Consider the following 25,515-nt stretch of genomic DNA (forward strand, 5'->3'; position numbering starts at 1 on the left):
GAATTACCCTGATTATTTTTATTTAGTTAAGGGCGTATGAGTAATGATTCATTATGCAATACCCCTAAAGTAGTTACGCCTTGTTCTCTTAGCCAAAAGTTTACCTGTTCGGGATCAGAATAAATTGTTAAATCAGTGCTCATGGCTAATTGGCGTATATCCTTTATTATTTCTGGGGGTAGAAAATACCTGGAATACGTTTTCTTTAGATAACCCTTCAAGTGTTTTCCTTTAGATGTTCGCCAAAATCCTCCACCGATGGAGGCAGAAATACATGCTTTCTCGATATCACCAAAACGTGAAAAACTAACTAACTTGTGTATAGAATGTTTATGCACATAATGATAAATATTGGAACCAAAAAAACGGGTTTGATTATAACGTTCTTCAGCTAATGATTTTGGTTTAATAAGCCAACCCCGTGCATGATGGTCAGTTTTTGTTTCTAAAATTCCTCCAAAAAAGAACCAGGTTCCTTCATAACCAGAATTTTTACCGGTAGATTGATACCAAGGATAATTATTAATCACAGTAATGCGACGATAGGAGCTTCTATTAGGAAAGTTAAATACAATCATTGTATTATTAGAGAGTGAATTTTTATCTGATTTTGTAGAAGCCATAGTACATAAAATATCTTAAATAAGTATCGGTTCACAATAAATCGATCCCAGATGGGTTGCAATGAGATATGATTTATTTGCAGAGTTTATTTTATCCATTCTATTAAGGCGTGTTGACCATTCATTCCCTCCGTCTACGTGCCGACTTGTTCGCGGCATCCCGGAGATAGTCCTATTAAAAAATGAACCCAATAGATTACACTAATCGATTGATTAATAAGAGCAGCCTCATAATATAACGATTGTCATATCAACTATAAAATGGGTTTTCAATGGCGATACGGAGGCTCAGTGAGGAGCTGTGGTCAAACCTAAATAAGTTCATGCTACAACATCAGAATTATGACAAACCTAATCTGCGTATGATTGTTGGGGCAATGCGATAGCGTATGCGTGTTGGCTGTCCCTGTCGAGCTCTACCCATAGAATTGGGATTCTGGAGTTCTATCTGGCAACAATTCAATCGTTGGCTCTCAAAAAACAAGTTGATGAAGATTTTTAAAGTTCTCATACATGCTCCTTAACTTGAATGGGAATTTATTGAAGGCCGTATCGTTGGGGCGCATCAACAGAGCTCAGGTGCTGTTGGAGATGAACATCAAGCGATTGAGAAATCCGTTGCTGGCAACACAACAAAAATCCATATGGCAGTTGATGCGCGTGTGGCGTTCCAGTTGAATTTCAATGGACTGGAGGTGAAGTACATGCTGCTAAAGCAGCCCCTGATCTCATTGAAAAATTCCCTGAATCTCATTACACCATTGCAGACAAAGGTTATGATAGTGAGGAAATTCGAGAGCAACCGAAGTGATAGGATCACCTTGAGTCCAAACAAGGAAGCAAGATACAGTCGTTTTAATTTTTATAATTTAATGGCGCAAATATGGTATTATTTGCTTTTCAACGAAAGCTTGTATCCCTATATGAAAAGAAAAAGCTTCTTATGCTTCTTATTTGTGAGTATGCAGGTGATTGCTGCACCTCATTTTGTTCCCGCTGAACCATTACCTGCACGTCATTATGAAATTAATGGCCCTGCCTTGTGTGCAACAGCCAAAGAAACCCTGGCTTATTTAAATAAAGGCAGCAATTATGATCCCCATGTCATTCATGAGGGAAAAGTGTTTCCAATATCCCTTGCACAAGTTAAAGCAACTTTAATATTTATTTGCCAACATCAAAATGAACTGAATGATCCGGCATTTATCAAAAAGCATTTTGATTTTGTACGTTGGTATCCGGATATGGAGCAGGCTAAATTATTTAAGTCGAGTAAATCGCTGGTGGCACATTTACCCAGGGATGAGATTTTAATGACAAAATATTACGTTCATCGTGCTCGAGTTTCAAGCAAACCAACCCCCGGACATCCCTTTGCACTTTATGCGTTGCCACAAGATGAAGAGTCTTTGACTCTGGAAGAAGCAGATTCAAAACCTGGATTGATTCGTTTTCAATATGGAAAACAGGCAATATTGAAGGGGGCGCTCACTCAGAAAAAAGTCCCCAATTTAGCTTATTTGAGTCGAGATGACTTAGAAGCAGCTTTAATGCAGGGTACTGTAGTCGCAGATTTTGATGATTCTTCGCATCAGGAAAAAACATTTAATGTCCATCGTTGCAACAATATTCCCTACAATAAAGCACAAAACCCATATCAGCAAGAACGCTATTGGTATTTTAAGCAAGTGGACGGCATCAAAGGCTATGGAAAGGACGCGGATCATAAAATTACGGTTAATCCGGAAGTTACTTTTGCGGCTGATCTTGAACAATTTGGTTTGGGTAAGCTGCTTATGGTGCAATATCCTAATCAGCAGGGAAAAATAGTGACACGCGCAGGTATTTTCGCCGATACTGGAGGGGCATTTGCCAATAATCTTTATCAAGTTGATTTTTTGGCAGGAACCTATGCGGGCAAAGATGCATTTTATCGTGCGACACGCCATTTACCCAATTATGTGACTGCCTATTTTATGGTATTAAAAAAATAAAATGAAATTACTTTTATTCTGTTTATTTCTTATCAGCACCCAGGTGCACGCGTTTTCCTGTTATACGCCACAGAAAATTCATCAAGCACCGATCCAATTTAATGAGGAGCGCATTGCCTTAACGCGCCAATATCAATTAATCCATTATGGGATCGACTCAAAATCAATTGAAATTGAACCGAAAATGATAGTATTGCATTGGACTTGTATCCCTACATTTAAAGCAACTTTCCGTGTTTTTAATCCCCCTACTTTTCCAAAAAATTCCCCTCGCATTAAAGAATTGCCCGGGAGTTTAAATGTCTCGAGCCATTTTTTAGTTGACCGTGATGGAAGTATATATCAACTCATGCCAGAAAAATGGATGGCGAGACATGTTATAGGCTTAAACCATTATGCAATTGGCATTGAAAACGTGGGTGGTATTAATGGTAAGGATGATTTAACAGAAGCCCAGGCCAGAGCAAATGCATTTTTAGTGTGTTATTTAAAAAGAAAATATCCGCAGATAAAATATGTTATTGGGCATAATGATTACTTACAGTTTAAAAATACGCCTTTGTGGCTTGAAAAGGATCCAAATTATCAAACGGATAAAGAAGATCCAGGCCCATTTTTTCTGCAAAAAGTAATGAACTTGATCGATGATAATAAAAAAGGAAATAACAACGATAGTTAAATATTGAGATCACAGTGTAGATCTTAAAATCTTAATGAACATGGAGTGAATATGTCTGATCAGTTATTCGATGTGCTTATAGTGGGTGCTGGACCGGTTGGTTTATTTTGTGCTAATGAATTAACTCGTCAAGGATTAAGTTGTCGAATAATTGATAAAAAGGCACAACTTAGTGATAAGTCCAAGGCATTGGCTCTTCATATTCGAACGCTCGATCTTCTTGATGATTGTGGCTTTCTTGATGAAATTATCGATAAAGGACTCAAAGTTGATGGCGTTTTATTTAAATCTAAAGGGAAAAACTTAATTGATGCAACTTTTGCCAATCTTGATGCTGATCATAATTTTCTTATCGATCTTCCCCAAGATAAAACAGAGCGAGTTTTTTATAAAGGATTAATTGATAAAGGACTTAATGTAGAGTGGCAGACAGAGCTTACTGCAGTTGAGGAAACATCTAACCATGTAGTGTCTACTTTAAAACTTGCAAACGGGCAAAACGAAACTATTCAGTCAAGCTGGGTCATCGCTTGCGATGGTTCACACAGCACATTAAGAAAGCTTGTTCATGCTGAATTCATAGGTGCTTCTATTCAACAAACATGGTGGCTTGCTGATTTAATGATTGATTGGGAATTACCAGAAAATAAATTGATTCTTTATGTCAGTGATAAAGGTCCTCTGGCTTGTTTCCCAATGGGTGAAAAACGCTATCGCGTTGTTATGACTGCACCAGAGAGAATAATGCATGAAGCACCCTCAATGGAGGATATAGAGCGAGCCTTTAAACTACGATGCTCTGATAAAGCAACTTTATCAGATCCACTTTGGATAAGTCCATTTGGAATTGATCACAAACAAATCCAAAAATATCGTTATGGGAGGGTGTTTTTTGCGGGAGATGCTGCTCATATCCATAGCCCCATGGGTGGACAAGGACTAAATACAGGGTTGCAGGATATCTATAATTTGTCTTGGAAATTGGCTCTAGTCCATAAAGGGTTTGCCAAAGATATCTTGTTGGATAGTTATCATAGCGAACGCCATCCTATTGCTGCTGCCGTATTAAAAAAGACGGGATTAATGACTTATATGATCATGATAAAAAATCCGATGTTTATCTATTTACGTAATTTTATCATGCATATGGCTACTTCCTTTGATTTTGTTAAAAAGGCGATTCTTTATGATCTTGCTGAATTATCAGTAAGTTATTCCAAAAGTTCTATAGTAAAAACCTTAGGTAGAAAAACAAATTTTAAAATAGGTGAGTTTCTTAACAATTTCCCTTTAATTGACGTTCAGACTCAAGAAAAGAAAGAACTGCATCAAATTACTCAAGGAACAATGCATCATTTACTGTTGTTTACTGGAACTACTGGCAATCAACCCACCATTCTGATCGAAATCGCCAAAGTAATAGAACAACGATTTAATGGATTGCTCAAAGCACATATTGTACTTTCACAATCTGAAACACTACTTTCTTTTGATAATATATCAGTGTTTATTGATGAAAATAAAAAAATGCACCAACATTTTTCAATTAGTCAGAGTATTGCCGTGTTGATACGCCCGGATAAATATTTGGGCTTAACCCAAGACCCTGTAGATAAGGATGAATTATTGCACTATATGGAACATAGTTATTTCAAATAATATTAAAAAATAATAATGAATAATGGATTAATATTTTATGAAGATAAAATTTTTAACGCAATTTGTAGATGCTTCGAAGATAAAAAGTAGATTGCAGTGGATTTTCTTAGGTTTAATCTTTTCGTTTGATTGTTTTGCAGCTCATAATAATGATATTGAGCTTTCAAGAAGAATTAGTGCTATTGAAAAAAACTCACGTACGGTAATGGGAATCACTGCGATTCACATTGAGAAAAATAAAATAATCTCTCACAACAGTAATCAACGCTTCTTTATGGCTAGTACTGTTAAGTTACCTATCGCATTAGCTTTTTTGCACCGGGTTGATGAAAATAAAGAGTCTTTGGATCGTGTTATTAAAATGGATACAAAAAATTCTGTACCGGGTTCTGGATCTTTGCATCATATATTTGAAAAGAAAAAACTGAACATGTCATTGAAACAAGTACTCATTCACATGATGAGAAACAGTGATAACAGTGCAAGTGATACTATATTGAAAGTAACTAATGGACCTAAATATGTTGCAAGTCGTATGAGCGCATTAGGCTTTAAAAATATTTTTGTAAATCGCTCTATCCTGGAAATGTTTTTGGACACTAATCATGTGAATCATTCCTATTTGAAAAAACCACAACCTGTATTTTCATGGCAAAAATTATTTGATCATGTTCCCCTGGAAGAAAAAAAATTGGCTTGGCAGCGTTTCCAAAATGATACACGTGATACGACTACGTCTGAGGACATGGCAAAATTGCTTGTAAAACTATACAAAAAGCAAGCTCTTTCAGAATCAAATACTAAGTTACTTATTGATATCATGGAAAAATGTCGAACCGGAAGAAGTAGAATTAAAGGATTACTGCCTGCTCATGTGAAAGTTGCACATAAAACAGGAACTTGGTCTATTTATGAACAAGATTATTTAAGGTATCCAGGCTCTAAGAATCTTTATCGATTTGTGAGTGATGTTGGGATTATTACATTACCCAATAATAAAGGACATATCGCGCTTGCAGTTTATGTTAAATCTCAATCAGCCAGTGATTATCCACGAAGTCGGGCAATAGCATTGGCGAGCCGTGCTATTTATGATCACTTTATGAATATGAAATCGTCGAATGCATAAATCTGATTAAAAAGGACGATTACTATTTTATGATTTAGCGCAGGATCATCTTTATATTGACTTTATGGGATTTACAAGACCTCAAAAAATAGTACAGTCTGTGGATTGATCTACTGCCAAGTATAGCGCCTGATGCACTTTATCGGGCCTTGCAGGAATCCGAATAAACTTACACTGTTTAAGCTCGGGAAACAGGACGCGGGATGAATTGTCCACAAACCCTGGAAATGCATATTTATTTCGTATACCCTTTCAAAAATATCTTTAATGACAAGGAGAGTTTTAATGCAACGCTGTTGGGCTGTAATTTTAGGCGGGTTTCTCTGTCTTATGAGTTTTGGTATGTATGCTCAGTTACCATGTAATTATCAGGACTTATCTTCTGAAGAGAAAAGAGAATTATTATGGGATGAAATTGTCAAAAGTCATGAAGAAGATCCATTACCGCAATTTACAGGGACTAGTTTCGGTGAAGTACTTGCAAAACTTAAAGGCCTATTTAATTTAAAGCCTACTTTTGATTATACGAGCGATGAGTTGCCTGAGGGACGAATAAAGATCATTCATGCCAATGGTTCAGTCGGAAAAATTGCTTTTGTTCCCGCAACGGGGCACCCATTCACTGGAATTTATCAAACTGGGGGAATTGGTGTTGCACGTCTTTCTCTGGCTACTCCTCCTTCTGATGATAACTACATTCCTGGCATGGCGATTAAAATCTTGGTTTCGAATCATCCTTCGCTCAATTTACATGTGATGAATTTGCTTGAAGGACAAAAAGAGAACTGGAATTATTTTGCCAAGGAGTTTTCGAATCACATCCCACATCCAACAAGTTGGACATTGTCGGCTATTGAGAAAATATTTGAATGGACTCGTGATCCTGCGAATAATCTTCCTTTATGGCATCTGGCTGCCTGGACAAGTGAGGGGCGAATAAATAGTATTCCAGTCTTCCCTGAACGCATTTATTTCAGACCTACCAGCATGGTCAAGGATCTGATTCCTGAAAATTCACGCGAGGATTTCAGGACTTCTCTTTTACAAGTGCCTATGGGACCAATTTATGAAGTATTTGGAGAATACCAGGGAACAGAATACCATGTAGGGACATTAATGCTTGAAAGCCAGTTATTCGCTTCAACTTATGGTGATGAGCACCTATTTTTTCAGCACCAACGATAAATATTTTTACTGGAGTTAAGGAATTAATTTTAAAATTAATTCCTTAACATGTATCTAAAAATAAAATTTTACCTTGATTTTAATCAGCTATTTTAGTAGTAAAGCGTCATTCATATAGTGCATGAGGCACTGCTTTTGAATAACTTTATATATGATAACCAAGAAGACATATAAAAATATTTTATCTATAAGCACTGCAAAATTCGTAATTTCATTATTATATGACATATAATAAATCATTATGATTTACATTAGATAAATATGAAATTTTAAAGGACGTTTGGATGAGCGATCTAATAAAAGCGTTACCAAAAATTGAGCTTCATATTCATATAGAAGGTACACTTGAGCCGGAGTTAATGTTTCAATTAGCAGAGCGTAATAAAATTGCGATTCCTTATAAAAATCCTGAGGAGTTGCAGAAAGCATATCAATTTACTGACTTGCAATCATTTTTGAATCTGTATTATGCAGGTACTCATGTTTTACATACCGAAGAGGATTTTTATGATTTAACCTGGGCCTACATGAAAAAAATACACCAACAAAATGTACGCCATACAGAGTTATTTTTTGATCCACAAAGCCATACATCTCGTGGGGTTGACATGGGCGTGGTGATTCATGGTATTGCTCAGGCACTCGAAGATGCAGAAAGGCAATTGGATATCAGTTCAGAAATGATCTTATGTTTTTTAAGGGATTTGCCTGTAGATGATGCATTACAAACATTAGAAAAGGCATTGAACTATAAAGAGCATTTTATTGCAGTTGGTTTGGATTCTGCTGAACGAAATCATCCCCCCCGTGACTTTATATCAGTATTTACTAAAGCAAGAGAGCAGGGCTTATTAACTGTTGCTCACGCAGGTGAAGAAGGGCCTGCAGCGTATATCACTGAGGCGCTGGATCTTCTCAAAGTATCTCGTATCGATCACGGAGTACGTTGTTTAGAGGATAAGGATCTAATAGCTCGATTACAAAAACATCAAATACCATTAACGGTTTGTCCATTATCTAACCTCAAACTTTGTGTTTTTGATGACATGCGAAAACATCCCCTTAAAAAAATGTTAGATATGGGGTTGGCTGTGACAATAAACTCGGATGATCCTGCTTATTTTTCGGGTTATATTGAAGAGAATTATTATGCTGTTGCTGAGAGTTTACAATTAACGGATCGAGAATTATTTCAATTGGCTAAGAACAGCATTGATGCGAGTTTTTGTACAAAGCAGCGCAAACAACAATTATTATCAGAGCTTGATGTGGTTGTTAGGAAGTTTAGTTCTTAAATAAAGTTACGGTTACCGAATAACATCATTTTATTGGATAAAACAAAATTGTAACCCGAGTTCCGGATTACAATTTTGCTTCATTCAGATTTTAAAGAAATAAAGTTAAGTACGTGAATTAAAAGTACGTCCTGTTTCTTGTTGCGTTGAAGTTATTGTTGGTGTTATTACAACTTGAGATGTCTTTGCATTACGTATGCTTTCTTTTAAAGTACTTTCAAACTCTGTGAGTTTGGATTGTACGTTCTGAGGTAAGCTTTCTCTATCTTTAGTTTTTTCTAATCGAGTAGAAAATTCTTCAAGTTGAGTTACGAGTCTTTTAATTGCGTTTTGATCACCGCTATTAATTAGAGCCATAACATTACTCACTTCAAGAAGTAGAAAACTGTGTTTCGATGGTTCGATTGCTTCAAGATCAGTCGACCATGCCTTGATATTATTTTCGGTAAATAGTTGCGGACGAATTTTACTCGTTAAGCCACTGAGTTCTTCAGCAAACTCCTCTGTAATGTGCTCACTTATTTTTAATTGATCAAGAAGTGCCTGATTTTTCTCTTTAAAGCGATTAGGAATGTCTTGTGATAAAAGAGTATCTTTATTCACAGTACTGAAATCGAGGTAAGTTAAATTGATATAATCAGCTACTTTAAGCACCTCATGTAAAGACAATTCATTGAAAAAGTTAAGCGCTGTATCACTATGACAATAAGTAGGTAAATGAGTTACTATTTCTCTTACTTCTTGGTTATTGATTTTAGCAAGTTGCTTACGCATTTCATTTTGAATTTCTTCATGTACATCGGACTTAAATATAAGATCGGACTGACACAGAGCCTGAAGCTGTTTACGGAAAGCATGAACTTCCTGTTGTAGGCTGCTTTTAAAAAGATTCCATTCGCCAGATATTTCTCTATCAATGCGATCGAGTGTTTTTGCTGATTTCATCAATTCTTTAAGCATTTCTTCTTTAGAGAGATCTGATTTTTCAAGAAGACCATTAATCTCTCGAGCAATATTTTTTAAGTCCTCACACTGCTGATGGCGGGCTTTATTTTTTGATCCCTTCCAAAACATTGAGCCTCTTTTAGTAGTGTACTTATCGACAGTCTCCTGTAATCCTTGGGCAATTTTATCTAATTCAATTTCTACAAGTGGTTTTTTCGAGTGTGTTTCCCAGGAAATAACAGCAGCATTTTCTCTATTCACGTTTGCTGGAGAAAGTAAATTGCATAAATCCTTTTTTGCACTTGCCATATTTTGTAAGCCATCCATTTTGCGTTCAATTATTGACCATTTATCGCTAAATGCAATTTGATTTTGCATTTCTAAAGAAAGCATTGAATAGTTAGGAACACCGGAGGGTGTTTTGGCAACTAGAAAATCTACCAATTCTTCAGGCTTGCTCTTAAGCAATTTCATTGCGTCTAATCTAAAGGCCTTTACTTTATCATGTCCTTGACGGACAAGATCGTTTTTATGATGCAAACGAGAGATTGAAACTCCTTCTTGCAGTGCATTTGCATGAGTCTCCAATTCTTTAGGTACAAGTTCTCTATCATACTTTGCTAAGAAATCTAAAAGGTGGCAACTAATTCTATTATTAAATGAATAAATATTTCCTTTTCTATTGGGATCCATCAAAAAGAACTCATCATAATGGTCCGAACCATTAATAAGCTTGTACTGATTATTAAATCGTTCCGTTATTTCTAGTTGTTGTATTTCAGATAGTGGATTACTTAAGCCAAAATCAGATTGATGAGCATTGATGTAATTCAAAATAGCAGGTTCTATATCATCTCCTTTACCTAATGCCTCCATGACCAGATTGGCTATGTCAGTAGCATGCGGTTCAGAGTCTACTACAGTACCAAAATTAATATCAGATAGGTTATTTGTTTTGCAGTAAAAGTTTGTTAAACCTAATAAAAATTCAACTTTAATCATGGTTGCTATTATTTGTTCTTCTTTTGCTTCCTTTTGCTGTGATTCATCTCCAGTGATTTTTTCTACGTCATAAAAAACACTGCTTGTTAGTTTTTTCCAAAAAAGATCATCGACTCCAGAAGCCAACACGGCATTGATCCACTCTTTTAGCGTTGACTCTTCACTGCCAAAGCATACAATGTCCATTATATAAGAGCCGTCAAAGCGCATTGGCTCCTTATCCCTCGACATTTCTAGTGACATTGATGGATCAACTTTAACTGTTTCTTTTGCTAATTTTCTTATTAATTGGTTAATATTTTCTTTTATGGCCTCTTCATCAACCTCATCCGCATCATCTTTATTAACCTTTGCCTTATTAACCCAGATTTTAGTATCTTCCCCTACTATTTTGAGCATTTTTTCGACATACTCTTCTTGTGGGTTTTTCTTGTGGATTAATTCGCCTGTTTCAAATTTTTTCTCAAAGGCCGCTTGCAGTCGTACACCTAATCCTTCTCTAATTCGAGAGTAGTGAGAGCTATGTCTTTTTAGACTAAATAGTGGGTTATCAAACCGCAGAAAATTATCTACATATTTAGGGGCAAGTCGGATTGCAAAAGCATTTTGCGATTCCTTAATGATTTCCGCCAAAGGTTTCGGAACTTCAGGGAAGTTTTCCCATGCAATACTTTTGATTTCTTCCTCACTGGCTAGTTTATCAATTATTTGAATGTATTGATTAATTTGTTCAAGACGTTCACTTTTATCCTTAAGAAGATCTTGGTACGCTAACGAAGAAATCTCTCTTTGAGCTTTTATAGCACTTATGTCTTGTTCGAGTGCTTCTTTATACTTTTTCAATTGTTCTGAAGCAGACGGCATCGCTGGCTGGTTTTTTACTTTCGGGCGTCCAAAGAAAAAAGCTTTTAGTTCATAAACTGTCTTACATGTATTATCTGTCGCGATTTCTCCTCCTGCCACTGCTGGCAGTAATATATGTACTTTATTTTTATCATCGATATACAAATAATCACAACTGTCTGGTTCATTAAAAGTTAAGTCTTTAGGCATTTTAGTGACTCTCATTCTCTATATTCAAGTTTCAAAATATTTATACTCGAAGTCATAAATACTTCCTCTGTGTACAAATTATAGACTTCAATTATTAAAGAAACATTAAGAAGTGTGCGATAAAAATTGGACATTTAAATTAAAACAATTGCATTGAGTTTATTTTAAGGGTAAGTTCTTTATAAATTGCCATTTTATGAGGTCATTTTACTCACATAAATTATTTTTTTTAAAAAATAATAAATGTATTTTCATATTGAATAATAATTGAGCTTATTGTAATATATTGAAGTTATGCTTAAATATAAGGATGCCCATCGTGCCTGTAACTCTTGACCCCGAAGTATTAAAAGTAGCTGAATACGTTTATGAAAACCTTTTATCACAACCTTACACAGAAGTAGGTCCAGAATGGGAATTCAACTATAAGAATCCCACAGCAACTAACGCACTTGGAGACGGACACAATTTACAGCGCTCCATTCAAGTAGAGGGCAAGACACTCCATCGCCCCATTCATGGTCTTGCTCATACGATGCGTACACTGATGTACAGTCAGTTAATGTATGAATCTACACAAAGACAGTCAGGGCCACATATATGCCGTGATGGGCGTAGTATAGCGGATCTCACTCCTTTAGATCTTAAGAAGCTCAATATTGCGCAATTGTTTTTTGTAGCAGGTCGTGCAAGTGAAGCCTCATATGGAGATGCTTATCATCGTTATCATCTTTATGGCGCGAAACATTTTGAATCATATGCTCGTCAACATCTGACTCATTTATTCTCCGAGAAGGAAATTGAATTGTATGCCCGTTGCATTGAAGATCGAGAGGGAGATTATTTTGACTCCACGGCTGAGGGCTATCTTATCCACCTTTCTCATATGATCGATTTAATGCGCTGCAAAAGTCCTGTAGAGGTATTTATAGGCCACTCACAAGGTAGTAGAGGAATTGTGCCCACATTGATTGATTTGTTTGGACACGACGATGGTTTGGATATTCTTCACTTTGCCAGGGGCCTGTTTGCTGCAACAGGAGAAGGAGTTCCTTATATCGACTCTACAGAATGGCCTCATCTGGGTATTGAGAAAGGTCGGGTTGAAAGAGCGCAAATGCTAGTTGGTTTTCTTCAAGTAGATGGTCAGGAGGCTGATGCCAAGAAAACGGCACAGGCTGGCTTTTCAGTAGAAGGTTGTTACGAGGCTTTAAAAACTGTGGATACGCCCAGTTGGTATCACCAGAAAGCAATAAAGGATGATAAAGCCCAAGAGCCTGTTGATGTAAAAGAGATGAAAGATGAAGTTGTTATTAATTTTCCGCAGCAACAGCAAACTCGAGTTGAAAAAGAGCAGGAAATTACGATAACAAGAGAAGAGTCATCTAAAGATAATGATGGTTGTTTGGCACGATTTTTGAAACAATTGTTTTGGTCTGCTCCAAATCCCAAAACAGATATTGAGAAGCAAGTTGTTTCTGAATATACCAATACTCTTTAGAGGGGCTGAAGCGGAGGACTTCTTTATCTTCTAGATCATTAAGGATGTGTTATGTTTGAGTTTTTTAAAAAATTATTCAGTGATTATTTTCAAGTTCCTGTCCTACAGGTTGAAGAGTCACGCGTTGCGAAGAATGAAAAAGTTGACTTTATAGATGGTTTTGAAAAGCAGGAGCAACCCGTTCCTGTAAAACAAGAACAAGTAATAGTTGAAACTGAAAAAACTACAAAACAAGAGCAGTACCTGCGCAGGGAGATATTGGAGAAGCCCGTACCCCCAAAACCCCACAAGAACCTATTCAAATCACCGGATAATACTGTAAGAAAATTTCGATTTGCGAGTTTGGGGGAAATCGATACTCATGATAAGTTTTTACTGCCCGCAACCAAGTTTATAAGTGGGCGCTCAATTCCTCTCAAAGAAATACCTTTTGAAACAACAAGGAATGAATTAATCCAAATATATCTACTATCCCTGAATAAATGTATTAAGGAAAACAAATTAAGAGAAATTCCTCCCCAAGTACTTGCTGGACATTACCTTTTAATTAAATCTTTAGCTGCCGTTGCACAAGGTCCAACAGAAAAAAGTCAATTACTTGTTTTAGAGAAGTCTTTTGGTAATTATCTTAAGAGTAAAGAATTAAGTATCTGGTCTATTGTTAATGATTATACTCGAGACAGCGAATTTCCCATTGTACAGTGGTTAAAAAATCAATCGTCGAATACCAACTTTTTGGTTTCATTTATTATTGATAATAATAAGGGAACATTAACGCGCAATCAAAATGCTTTTATCCAACAATTCAAAGATTCGCCTGCTTTTCTCTTCCCTAATCCGATTTATATGTCATGGGTTGCACATGGTTATGAAAAAGATTCCAATATAAATCCCATGTATAATATCAGCAAAAAAACACACTATTATCATGCGACTATTACTGATAATCTACTGATGCGAACTCAACCTAAGCAAGTAACTTTTGCACCCAAACATTACTATGAAAATGGTAAAGGGATTGTTGACACTGATTTTCGTTATACGATGCATCAAAATAATTTATTACGGATCCAAGGTAGAACGTTGCTTTTTAGTGATGAGTCAGGAGAGTTGATTGCAGTAAAAGTACAAAAAAAGGGTGAGCCTAAAAATAACCTCACCGAAGAATTTCAAATGGCGGATTACTTACAAAAACACCAGAACCGACTTGATTTACAAAGCCAGCTACCAACGCCACTTGGACAATATTCTGTTAAAAGAACAGAGATTTTAGAGAAATGTATCGAATCACCTTATTATAAACAGTTCTTGGATCTCATCGGTGAAACCGCAGATCTTGAGGTTTATGTCTATAAAGCACCGGCCACATATTTTACTTACTTACATGATGAGCATCAATCTTTTAGAGACTTTACCGCATCAGTAAAGAGAAATGTTAATGATCTTTTTGTACTGCTTAGGGAGGGGATTGTATTTTCTCAATTAGCAGATATATTTCATACTCATTCTGAGGAGGAAGGGCGCCTGGATAAAGGAAGATATCAGGCATTAGTGCAGCTCCTAAGCGTATTTCAATCGCAACTAGGTCGACTTGATAAATGGCAAAAAGCAGTGGAGTTTGTCAATCTGCGCGCGAGTGGAATTGCTGATCTTGGTGATAGCCTTCCCATAACGAGTTTACTCACCAGTTCCGAGTTTACCAGGAAATACTTTTCAGAGTTATTGACTGGTGGATATCATCAAACTTTTTTTGATTCGTCTAATGGTACGGCAAGCTCCCTTTATACGGGCAAGCGAAAGCTCTTTGGTAATTACTTATACCTTAACACCATTGCTGAGTATTTATTAGTGATACAGTTAGTACTTGGCGCTTATGGAGATAAGGTGACCCGAAAAATCGAAGATCTGTACACGAAACAATATATGTGGCGGCAATTAACGGAATTGATGTTTGATAGTTGTGCTGAGGCGGTTACTTTAATGACAGGGATTCCTCATTCCAGGGCACGTGCATTATTGAATCAGCGTGCAAAAATAGACAATCATTTACAACAAACTCAATTTTGGATGACTCCAGATTATGCGGATTTGGGTGAGTCAGAGATGAGAATGCAACAGTATGTACTTTACCCTGGTGAAGCAGGTTATGAAATAAATGGTGAAATAATTCCTGGTATCGGACTATCAGTTGATGGGGTGAATCAAGATTTAGGTGGATACAATCAAGAACTTCCTTTAAGAGAATTAGAAAAACTCTTGTATGCTACTGTAACGCTTATTGAAGGAACGATGCAGCTTGATAATGAATTTTTCAAGCAGATAGAACAAACTGAGAAATTAATTGCGAGTGGTTGTAGTGCTGAAGATAGCTATCAAGCTGCAGCAAAATTACTGGATATGGCTAGACCTGGATGCCATTTCCAAAAGAGGCTCGCACTTTCATATTATGATGAAATTAAACTTAAATATCCTTCTTCATCACAAACAGATATTGATAAGCGCTTTGAAAAAGTCGAAAAGCATTTCGCGGTACAAACCATACAAAGCTTTTGGCGAAATTATTTAGCGCATAAAAAATCAGTGACAGAAGAACCTGCATCTTCCAAGGATGAATCTATGGTACAAAAGAGGCCATTAAGATTGTGTTGACAATTTTTATATTTGAACCCTTGGCCTCTCCCATAGAGGCGAAAGTAAACAGTAAAAAGTAATAATTTTTTGCAGATATGTGAATCCCCTAAAGTAACAACACAATCAAGCGCAGTATTCCTGCGGATAAACTGCAGGAATGCTACACTGACCTTATTTTTATAAGATATTGCACGATGATTGAAATTACCTCAAATTCTGAAGGTATTATTTTGCTCTTCTGGAATAAATTTAGCGGATTCAGAAGCTGAAGTCAGTTTGCTGAAATTAATTAAAGCTTCATCAATCTTTTGCAAACAACGTTCGATTTGTTCCATAGATGTGTTTTTCTCAGATAAATTTGTTAACAGAGCATGTAATTTTTCTGCATCTTCTTTAGGTAATCCTATTAACTCTTCCAACTCAGATGGGCTTTTCTCAACTAATTTACTGATAAGCTGTTTTACATCAGGCACATCATTATTTAACTCATTTTTAAATTGATTTAATTCCTCTCTTTTTTTAGCAATTGGAGCGCGCTGATCCTGAGTGTAGCCAAAATAATCGGTTAATCCCTGGATCATCCAGCGATTGGCGGTGATTTCCTGAGTTTTTGTACTTATTTCTTTATTTAACTTATCAAAATGGGCTCCACATAGTTCACGTAATTGTATAATTAATGCTTCGCTTCTAAATTGTAATTGCAGCATCGAAGGATAGGCTTCCTGTTTCTCTATTAGTTTTTGTGTTACTTGAAGAATCTGTTCTTTTTGTTTTTGTGCTGCTGAAGAGTTATCCAATGTTTTGGCGAGCTCATCTATTTGTTGCAAGTTTTGTTGTATTTCATTTTCTTGTTTATGAAAGTTTTGTACTTTCATTTGTGCTATTAAAACTCGAGTTTTATTTAACATTGCGTGTACTAAATATTGATTTAAAGTCTGTAATCGATCTTTTAATGCTTCAATATCTGATATATCCAGTGGGTCTTTTGAGGCGCCATGTTTTTTTAATTTTGTCTGGTGTAACCGATCTACTTCAGCGAGTTGATCGTGTAAACCTGAAATCATTTTTGAGATATCAGGCAGCTTTTTAGAGCGTTCTGTTTCAAGTACTGCAATTTGTTTGATTATTTCTGCTCTGTAGGCATTATGTAACGTGTTAGTTAACAGTTCGAGCTGGTCCTCTAGTTTTTCAATGTCTGCAAAATCGATTTTGTCTGTTCCTTCATGCATTCTTGCTTTTTCATTACGCAGTAATTTTATTTCTTCCTGAAGATTATCAATGTTGGTGATGGCATGCTTAATGCTGTTTGCATCAGGATGTTTTGCGTTTTCAAGAGCAGTAATCTTTTGAGTTACACTATTTATCAATGAGTCATAGCGCTCTCTCACTTTTTCAGGATTTGTAATTATTGGAGTCACTACTGCTCGTTGAAGTAGTTCTAGATTTCCAGTTAATGCTTGCTTTACGTTATGGATTCGTTCACGTAACTCTTTGTTAATTGATGTGACACTACTGATTTCCTTGTCAGAGGGAATGCTGTTAAGTGCTAGTAATGTACCGGCGATATTTTTTTTTGCTAAAGCATTTTCGCATTGTATTAAAGAGAGGAGCGTTTGTTTTTCAAGCACTGATTTTTTGATGGCATCCATCTGGATTTTTGCTTGTCTTCCTTCTTCAAAGTTAAATTCACTCCATTGTTTTTCTTCGGGGATTGCTTTTAAAGCATTATTTAGATCGTCATCTTTACCTTCCAAGAGTGCATGCAGGCATTGTTCCAATGCTGGGGCAATATTCTGTAGCATAAAATTTTTATATTTTTCAGATAGGTGTGAATGTTGTACTATTCCCACTTGCTCCTGGAAATGAAATATATTGGATATATCAGGTTCATTACTAACGAGTTCAACTTCATTTTTGACGGCTGTTAACTCTGTAGCATACATCCTGAGAAGAGGTTCAACCGCAAAGCCAGGTTCATTGCGTGGCAAAAAATCGGGGCTTTTTATGGCGACAAAGGTAATGATGTGTCTATCCTGGTGAACAATTTTATCATCTACCATCACGCTTGCTTGGCCATCTGCGGTTACCTTCATGGGAATTAATGCCACATCTTCGGGGAGATAAAATGAAAATTCATCTTCGGATCCTTCTTGGTGTCTTCCTACTTGTTTTGATTGCAGTAGTCCATCGGGATCTTGTATTTCAAAAATGGTATTAGCGCCAAACATTCTTGGAACTTCAATATTAGTAGAATTACTTGCATTTGTTTTGGACGAAATTTTACTGTAATCATTTAATTTAATTTGCATAAAGATTTCTGGCGAGCGATCTGTAAAAAGATCCATTATTGTATTTGCGATTATGGTATTGGCTTGACTGATAAGCTTATTTTTAAAGTCTTCTGGAAAACCTAACCCTCGATACAATGTTTTTGGAGAAGAGGCTTTGCCATGCGTATCTACTAGTGCTTTTCTTGTCAGCGGAGTCATTAATGAAGTAATCAATACTTCTTTAAATGTTGACCCTTTGTCCCTATTTTGGGCAATCGCATTAACACGGCTGTAGTACCAAGCATCATTTTGCATGAGATAAACTAAATCATGCTTGATCTGGTTTGGATCACTACTGTGGTGCCTAATTGTTTTTTCCCATGTGTCTCCAAGTTTGACTAGAGGTGCTTTGGGATCAGTTGAGTGAAAGTCAGTATTTTTTTCATGCTCCATTAAACGGTCAATATTATTCATATCTGTATCATTTAACAGAGATCCGACAATAGCCATGTCGCATTTGGCTAACAAGTCACGAAAGAATGGTTCTTCGAGACGTTGGCCATTTAAAAGAACATGATCATCCTGAATTAGATTAGGGTTTGCCATAATTTGTTGAATAATACATGCAGCGGCAACATCATCTAAATTCGCTGATCTCCTTTCTTTATTTGAAGCAGATTGAAAAGGCTCCTGTATTGCCTGCATTTTGATTCTTGAACGGGTTTCTTGAATGAAACCCAGACAAGAAAGCGGTTGCTGTTCGCATCTTCTTGCAACATTTGTTGGCATCATGTAGGGCGATGGTTCTAAAAAGGTCTTAAAACCGGGAAAGGCGTGTTGTACTTCAGGAATGGCATAATATTCTTTGATGGTTACGAACCTTTCGTTGTCTTTTAATTGATATTCACGATCTACACGTTGCATATCTTTCTTAAAATTAGGCACTTCACCTTCTTTTATAACGTATTTTGCACCATTGTAAGGATTTTCATAAGTTCCTCCTCTGCTGGGATCATTTATTGCTTCGGGGTTAGATTGGGGAAGCACGGCACCAGTGGCTAGGAAAAACTCTCGATGGGTTTTGAGAACAGCTTCAGCTCCTCGTGCACCAACGACGTTTTTCAGTGTCCCGTACACAGACTCCAATACTACTTCTTGAGGCGCTTTGACTCTCATTAAGTCCACCATATGACCTTGATGGATTAAGATATGCGCTGGGGTGCCATCCCAATTATGGGGCTTGTCCCGTATAATCGCAGCATAGAAATCTACTTCTTTTGGATTTTGGAATATTTTGCCTATAAGCTTATTATCTTCAACATACTTTCTGAAAGCCGCCTCACTCTTTTCATGATATTCTTCATAGAAATTTCTTGTACGATCTTCATTAAATCCTGAGCGTTCATCATCTCTTCCTACTACAAAAAATGCTTGTGCAATGAGTATCTTTTTCAGCTCTTCAGGGGTAACTTCAGCTAGAGATTGGCCATTTTTTGCTGTTCCTAGTTTTTCTCCCCTGAATTGTGCTTTACGTGCCTCTTCGATCATTACTTCAACACAAGCCATGGTACGCACCGTATGAGCTAGGCCATGAGTTCCTCGATCAGGGCCTTCGTTTGGAGGAATTCGGCCCTCAGTAGGATCGCTTGGATTTTTTAATGGTCCAGGGTAGGGGTGTCTTAAATATTCTCTGTGAACATAATCTACAACACCACGGACATCCTCATCATTCTCCAATAAAACGCTGTCTAGGGATGATTTAGGTAGTGTTAGTGATGCCGTAGGATTAGTTAGGATTTCTTTAGGGGCGGTAGTGCCCACTACAATAGGTGCGGGTATGTGTATGTTCAAATCTTTTTCTGTAGCGAGTCTTAAAGCAGTTGCATCATTTTGTATGTCCCCTACTGGAAACTCATGAGTAACCGCCCGTAGCCAACCGGTAATTTCTCCATAGCCATTCCCGGCGAGTTCATGCCGCATTTCTTGTGTGATGGCTTGACCTATATTTTCTAGAGTTGGAGGATTGTCTCCTGTTAATGTTCTGTGTGCTCTTACTCCTGCAGAAGCAACCCAATAACCACATAAACCTCTGTTTAAGCCAGCTTCATTTGGAATTACAGATATTGCTGCGCCTGGAGGGAGTTTTCTGGCGAGGATATTTTGATAACTTTTTCCAGAACCTTCTCCTAGTGGATCAAAGAGGAAGTATTGATTATCTTGGCCTTTAATTAACATGATCCAGTGGCCAGATTCTTGTGTTGGACTCACTCCAGTTAATATAGGCATGAATCCTTGTTGATTTAGTACATCTATCCGTATGTCAGGATTTCCATTGTAAATAATACCACTGGTAACATCTTGTCCCATGCGTTCAAAAATAGCACGCATGCCATCTTGTGTTAATTCCACCCCTTGCACAAACTCGGGCATTTTATTCTCCTCAAATAATGCTGGCGATTAGCCCTCATATTGAATTAAAGTAGATCATTATGTATTTAAATTATAATGCCGGATGGTTAAGGAAAAGTTAAATCGTAAAAAAACATATAGAATTTATTTTTTGGATGCCGCGGTTCGGATTAAAAACATCTATTTAGTTGAGAAAAAGAATGGATGGTCTACTAAGATAGGTCGGTGCGATTTATGCGTGATAGTATGCTAAAAAGTGATTTTGATGAATCATTAAATTATTTGAACATCAAAAAAGTATTTAAAAAATCACCACTTGATATGAGTATTTTTGAAGGCATAAAAATTGTCTATTTAAAATTGAAATTGATCTATAACTGCATTCCTGTATTTGCTTTTAAACAAGTGCAGCACACAGCCATAGATAGGAACAAAGGCCATGAGGCTAATTGTAATCTTAAAGCAGACATCAACAAGGGCTATTTCAGGCCAATGTTGGCTCAAAAAGGGATGGGTGCTGTGATAAAACGCAATAGTAAAAAACAAAAGGGTATCTATTATATTTCCTATTGTAGTTGAAAGCGCTGGCGCCACCCACCAGGATGAACTTGTTCGAATGCGCTGAAAAATAAAGATATCCATAAACTGGCCAATTACATAGGCAACGAAGCATCCTAATGCAATACGTAAAGGCAAGTAGTGTATTGCAAAAAAACTATTCCAGCTTAATGCTCCAAGAATTTCAATAGAGCTTGCTATGAAATAGGAGATGAGTAATCCGGGAAGCATACTAAGCAATACGATGCGTCGCGCAGTCCTGGCGTTAGAAAGTCTAGTAGTTAGATCGGTCAGAATAAAAATGAAGGGATAAGTAAAAGCGCCCCAAGTAGTGTGAAAACCAAAGATCTCAAAAGGATATTGTACTAATATATTGCTGATAGTTATAAAAAAAATATGTGCAACTGCAAGAAGTTTCAGCGCTGAAATTTTATTTTGAATCAAAAAAGTAATCTCTAGTTTAAAAATCTGGGGAGATGTACCCTATATGAGCGTGGTTATTTAATTCGAAGCTGCGCCAATAGGGTCTACAGGTGTTATGATGTTAAAATAAAAGACAATAGAATTCAATTGTTGGTCATTATATACCCCAATAAATATCCAGAAAAGCAGTGGATAAAATAAATCTATCCTCTATGGATTCACGCTGCATTTTTCCCTTCCTCATCAGCGCTATTAAGGAAAAGAAGCGCTTTATAGGCAAAGGGTCATTTGAGACAATGCAGCCCTTAATAATTATCCTTCATCTTAATATTTTATTAATATTCACAAGTCATAATGGCAGCACTTTAAATAATCAAACTGACCAAATACATGAATAGTTCCAGTCTTCTAAAGCTAGTCAATGAAGTAGATAGTTCGTATGAGCTATTAGAAAAACTTAAAGAGGCAAATTTTGCAGTTACTGATAGAAGCGATGAAGGTGATTCTGTTTTACACATTTTGGTTAACTCAAAGCATATACAAACGCGATATTTTTTTGATTACCTGCAAAAATTAGTAAATGCTGGGGCGGATGCAATTGCAATCGATAATCAGCATCATGTTTTCTTGAATTACTATTTAAAACAGGAGGTGCGATACGATGAAAATGAAACCTTCAAGCTCTTTCTTAAATATGAAGACTTTGACATCAATGAAATAATTACAAGCGATAAAACATTTTTCGAGTTTATTTATGATTCTCATGATTGGAACGCTCGTGACTCCATGGAGATGTTTATAAGGCACAAAAAATTCAATCCTAATCTTAAAACCTCTAAATATAATTCCATATTGCTGCATATGATTTCTGAGAATGTGTTTGCCCATAAAGAGTACTTGCAGGAGGTTGCAAACCATCCAAAAACGAATCCAAACATTAAAAATAATCATGGACAGAGTGCATTAGATTTAATTTTAAGTGATACAGCATATAAGAATATGGAATTGGTTTCTGCTTTAATCAACCACGAGCAATGTGACATTGATCTCTTGGATAAAGAAGGCAATAACTATCTGCAACTGGCAATTATTTCTTGCAAATTTCAGGCAGAAGAGATAGCACAACTCCTTATTAATAAGGCTATTGATGTTGATCATAAAAATAATCAAGGTCAATCCGTATTTGATTTAATTGTTGAGAACAGGGCGGGTAGATCCGACTATGCAAGTAATGCATTATTAATACAGATCCTGAAACTTCATCCAGCATCGCTTCTTGAAAAATATAAGGATGGTAAGTCTATATTAAGTGAACTCCTCAAAAGCGAAGACTATACGCTTCAATCCAAACTCTCTACACTTCTTAGCCTATGTAAAGATCAAAGTGAAGGTGGGGAAATTGTTAAAAAGACAGTAGCAGAATTTTTTAATGATTTTCGTCAGGGGTTGGTCTCTGAGGAAGCAATAATAGCTTTAACCTCGGCGCTTATTGATGCCCAGGTTGATATTGATGTCGAATATTGCTTTGCTCAGTGCGCGATTCATAACGCTTCTGGATATACAAACACCGTTCTTAACAGCAATTTCAAAATGCTCAAACCTCAGCTTGATTTAAAAGCAGTTATTCATCATTTAAAAAATTTGACCCCGGATAACAGTGAGGAACGTTTACGTGCCCTAACTTATTTAAACGAATTTGGTTTTTCGCTAGATAATTTAGATGAAGGCACGCTTGCATTAGAGGATGAATGCCACGCTAAATCAAGACAAGATATTGAGAAAGCAAGTAAAATGTTCGGTCATTTATTTTCATTAAGTGGTTCGATCCCTAAAAAGGACCGTCTTATCAAACTCACCGGAAGTTCTCCACAGGATACAGCCCCTTTTATGATATATTTAATGAATGCATATATTGCTCATTGCCAAACAAATAATAAAAATAAAGAATATCTGGATACTATTCGCGAAGTAAGAAATATGGCAGTAAAAGCCATGCGCTTTTATTCTATATCCCATTCGTATTATCAATCTAAAAATACCGCTAATGAAAAAATGCTGCTTTCTATGATAGAAGACAGTAAAAATTCGGGTGTCGAAATTATCACGGGTTGGCCTGAGCATACGATAGATCTTGTGATTAAACAAAATGATCTGTACCGTAATAATGGTGGTGGATGCAGTACTGATGCCACGATAGAACATTACAAAATATCCAAGCCCGAAAATATTACCAAAGATATGTTTTCTACACTCTGTAACGATGAGTGGGAATCAAATAAAGCATTTATTCAACGAGATTTGCACAGCCTCCTCGGTTTGGTATTTATTGACAGTATTCCGGGTGATTTTCAAACTGTAGGTAATTGCAGTCTTTACAGCCTGCTCATCGCTTTAAAAACTAAATATCAATTGTTTTTTCCTGCAAATATAGCTGAACAATTACTTGCTGATACTGTAAAATTTTTTGAGCAGTTTTATTTGGAAGAATATCTTGCTCTTCATGCAAATAATCCAACTGCACCACACCTGCTCATGCGATTAATTATTCAAAAACTAATGCCAGAAGGACAACTTGAGTTAATAAAACGATTGTTAACGGAGCATTTTAATACGGAAGCAAATCAGGAAATAGTGCAAACTGCATTGATGCTAAAACGGTGGAGGCTAATCGCTTCTGGAAAATCTACAGAACAATTTGACAGACAACTGCAAACTTTAGGTGTGCGTCTTGAACCCACAAATGAGCGCCTGAAACTTTTGCAACGCTTCCTAAATGATGAGGTGACTACTCATGATTTAGATGAACTAAAATTCTCGCCATTATCGAAAGAAGCCTTGCAAGGCTATCATCTATTACATTTTGCGGTGATGAATAACAATCTAGCTCTTGCTTCATCACTTGTACAGATGTTTCCTAATGCTGTGAATCAAACTAATTGGTATGGTGAGGAACCATTATGTTTGGTGAGCTCTGTTGAAATGATTGACGTGTTAATCAACGCCGGTGCCAACGCTACTAGGACAGATAGTGATCATGCATTAGATTATGCTATCCGTGCGAATAGAGTAGATTTGGTAAGATCTTTACTTAAACATGGAGCCAAACCCAGTGAGTACAGTGCCTATTATGCTGCCTCTAAAGATTCCAAGATTTTACAGTCCTTAATGGAGCATTATCCAGAAACAGTGACAAAAACGACTCACGACTACAGTACTAGTATTCATGCTGCAGCCCGAGCAGGAAACGATGAAAATATTCGTACATTAATCTACTATGGTGGCGCTAATCCAGATAGCAGTAATGTAAATGGTATTACGCCTTTACAATTAGCACTCAAAAATGGACATAAAAATACGGCTAAACTATTGATTGAATATCCAGGTACCTTATTTACAGGTCCCCATCGTGGAGAGTCCATAATTAAGATGATTCAAGATGAGGAGATTCAAAAAGCGATTGAACTTAAAGGGCAAGAAAGAAAAGAAGATCTTGAGTATTTTCAAACGACGTTTAAAAACAGCAACCCAGGTATCATCAATGAAAATATAGATTATCTCATTGTTGCTATCCGAATTAATGACGTGCGCGCTATTCGTGGATGTTTACTGGCTTATCCTAATATTAAAGTAGTTGATACCAGTGATCACTATTGTACAACTCCTATAGGAGAGGCGATACACAGATTGGCAGGGACAAAAGGGGAAGAGTATAAACAAGCATTTAAAATAATAGAAATGCTTCTGAAAACTCCCGCAATTGATATCAATGCGATACAAGCAAGTTCAGAACCTATCCTCTTCTGGGCTACATCGATTGGTGATGTTGCTGTTCTTGATTTATTTCTTGCCGATCACAAGCTTGATCCTAATCAACAGGATAACGTGGGATATACTGCTTTACATGATGCAGTGGAACGGGGTCATTTAAACTGCGTTAAACGATTACTTGCAGATAAACGTGTTGATAGCACTATTGTCAATCACAAAAATCAAACCGCAGCAGAGCTCGATAGTTTTAGATACAATTCAATAGAATGCATCGACGAAGTCGTAAAACATCAGCAACATTTAAAAGAAAATAATAGGAACCTGGTCAGGCTTTATGGCTGAACTAATTCAGCTGAATACATCGGAGTTAGAGGATGATGTAAATTAGTGA

13 protein-coding genes and 1 pseudogene are annotated in these 25,515 nt (G+C 36.6%); 10 read left to right on the forward strand and 4 right to left on the reverse strand.

All coding sequences use genetic code 11. The annotated features are described in order from the left end of the window. Positions 1-26: 26 nt before the first annotated feature. Positions 27-623: a hypothetical protein gene (locus tag EKG34_RS13960; RefSeq protein WP_003634587.1), complete on the reverse strand. Its 597-nt coding sequence runs from the start codon at positions 621-623 to the stop codon at positions 27-29. Between the two features lie 272 nt (positions 624-895). Between EKG34_RS13960 and EKG34_RS18665 the strand changes: the two are divergent. The 7 genes and pseudogenes from EKG34_RS18665 to EKG34_RS14000 form a co-directional block, all read left to right on the forward strand. Continuing rightward, positions 896-1,425, forward strand: a pseudogene (locus EKG34_RS18665) (IS5 family transposase); the annotation flags it as partial. A 121-nt stretch (positions 1,426-1,546) separates the two neighbouring features. Next, complete coding sequence (locus EKG34_RS13975) at positions 1,547-2,617, forward strand: hypothetical protein (RefSeq protein ID WP_012979481.1); 1,071 nt, start codon at positions 1,547-1,549, stop codon at positions 2,615-2,617. A 1-nt stretch (position 2,618) separates the two neighbouring features. Beyond that, a complete protein-coding gene (locus tag EKG34_RS13980) occupies positions 2,619-3,296 on the forward strand; it encodes an N-acetylmuramoyl-L-alanine amidase (protein WP_003634592.1) in 678 nt (225 codons plus the stop codon). 51 nt (positions 3,297-3,347) lie between these two features. Then, positions 3,348-4,955, forward strand: a complete 1,608-nt coding sequence (locus EKG34_RS13985) for an FAD-dependent monooxygenase (RefSeq protein WP_003634594.1) — start codon at positions 3,348-3,350, stop codon at positions 4,953-4,955. A 37-nt stretch (positions 4,956-4,992) separates the two neighbouring features. Then, on the forward strand, positions 4,993-6,084 hold the full coding sequence (gene bla / locus EKG34_RS13990) for a class A beta-lactamase (RefSeq protein WP_003634596.1): 1,092 nt from the start codon (positions 4,993-4,995) through the stop codon (positions 6,082-6,084). A 285-nt stretch (positions 6,085-6,369) separates the two neighbouring features. After that, positions 6,370-7,269: a hypothetical protein gene (locus EKG34_RS13995; RefSeq protein WP_003634598.1), complete on the forward strand. Its 900-nt coding sequence runs from the start codon at positions 6,370-6,372 to the stop codon at positions 7,267-7,269. Between the two features lie 284 nt (positions 7,270-7,553). Continuing rightward, positions 7,554-8,564, forward strand: coding sequence for an adenosine deaminase (locus EKG34_RS14000; protein ID WP_003634600.1), 1,011 nt, complete (start codon positions 7,554-7,556; stop codon positions 8,562-8,564). Positions 8,565-8,669: 105 nt separating this feature from the next. Here the strand turns inward: EKG34_RS14000 and EKG34_RS14005 are convergent, their stop codons facing one another. Continuing rightward, the gene (locus EKG34_RS14005; RefSeq protein WP_003634602.1) at positions 8,670-11,564 is read right to left on the reverse strand and encodes a hypothetical protein; all 2,895 of its coding nucleotides are present in this window, start codon (positions 11,562-11,564) and stop codon (positions 8,670-8,672) included. A gap of 310 nt (positions 11,565-11,874) precedes the next feature. On the opposite strand from EKG34_RS14005, the gene EKG34_RS14010 reads away from it, so the two are divergent. Then, entirely contained in the window at positions 11,875-13,065 is a 1,191-nt protein-coding gene (locus EKG34_RS14010) for a SidE phosphodiesterase domain-containing protein (RefSeq protein WP_012979479.1), read from the forward strand. Positions 13,066-13,116: 51 nt separating this feature from the next. Beyond that, positions 13,117-15,714, forward strand: a complete 2,598-nt coding sequence (locus tag EKG34_RS14015; protein WP_003634608.1) for a SidJ family T4SS effector polyglutamylation protein — start codon at positions 13,117-13,119, stop codon at positions 15,712-15,714. Between the two features lie 191 nt (positions 15,715-15,905). Here EKG34_RS14015 and EKG34_RS14020 read toward each other — a convergent pair whose 3' ends face one another. Then, a complete protein-coding gene (locus EKG34_RS14020) occupies positions 15,906-20,396 on the reverse strand; it encodes a SidE phosphodiesterase domain-containing protein (protein WP_003634611.1) in 4,491 nt (1,496 codons plus the stop codon). A 333-nt stretch (positions 20,397-20,729) separates the two neighbouring features. After that, positions 20,730-21,377, reverse strand: coding sequence for a 7-cyano-7-deazaguanine/7-aminomethyl-7-deazaguanine transporter (locus EKG34_RS14025; RefSeq protein ID WP_003634613.1), 648 nt, complete (start codon positions 21,375-21,377; stop codon positions 20,730-20,732). A gap of 369 nt (positions 21,378-21,746) precedes the next feature. Between EKG34_RS14025 and EKG34_RS14030 the strand changes: the two genes are divergently transcribed. Continuing rightward, positions 21,747-25,466: an ankyrin repeat domain-containing protein gene (locus EKG34_RS14030; protein WP_003634618.1), complete on the forward strand. Its 3,720-nt coding sequence runs from the start codon at positions 21,747-21,749 to the stop codon at positions 25,464-25,466. Positions 25,467-25,515: the final 49 nt, after the last annotated feature.

This window comes from Legionella longbeachae (genome assembly GCF_004283175.1).
In the GTDB taxonomy this organism is placed as follows: Bacteria; Pseudomonadota; Gammaproteobacteria; order Legionellales; family Legionellaceae; genus Legionella; species Legionella longbeachae.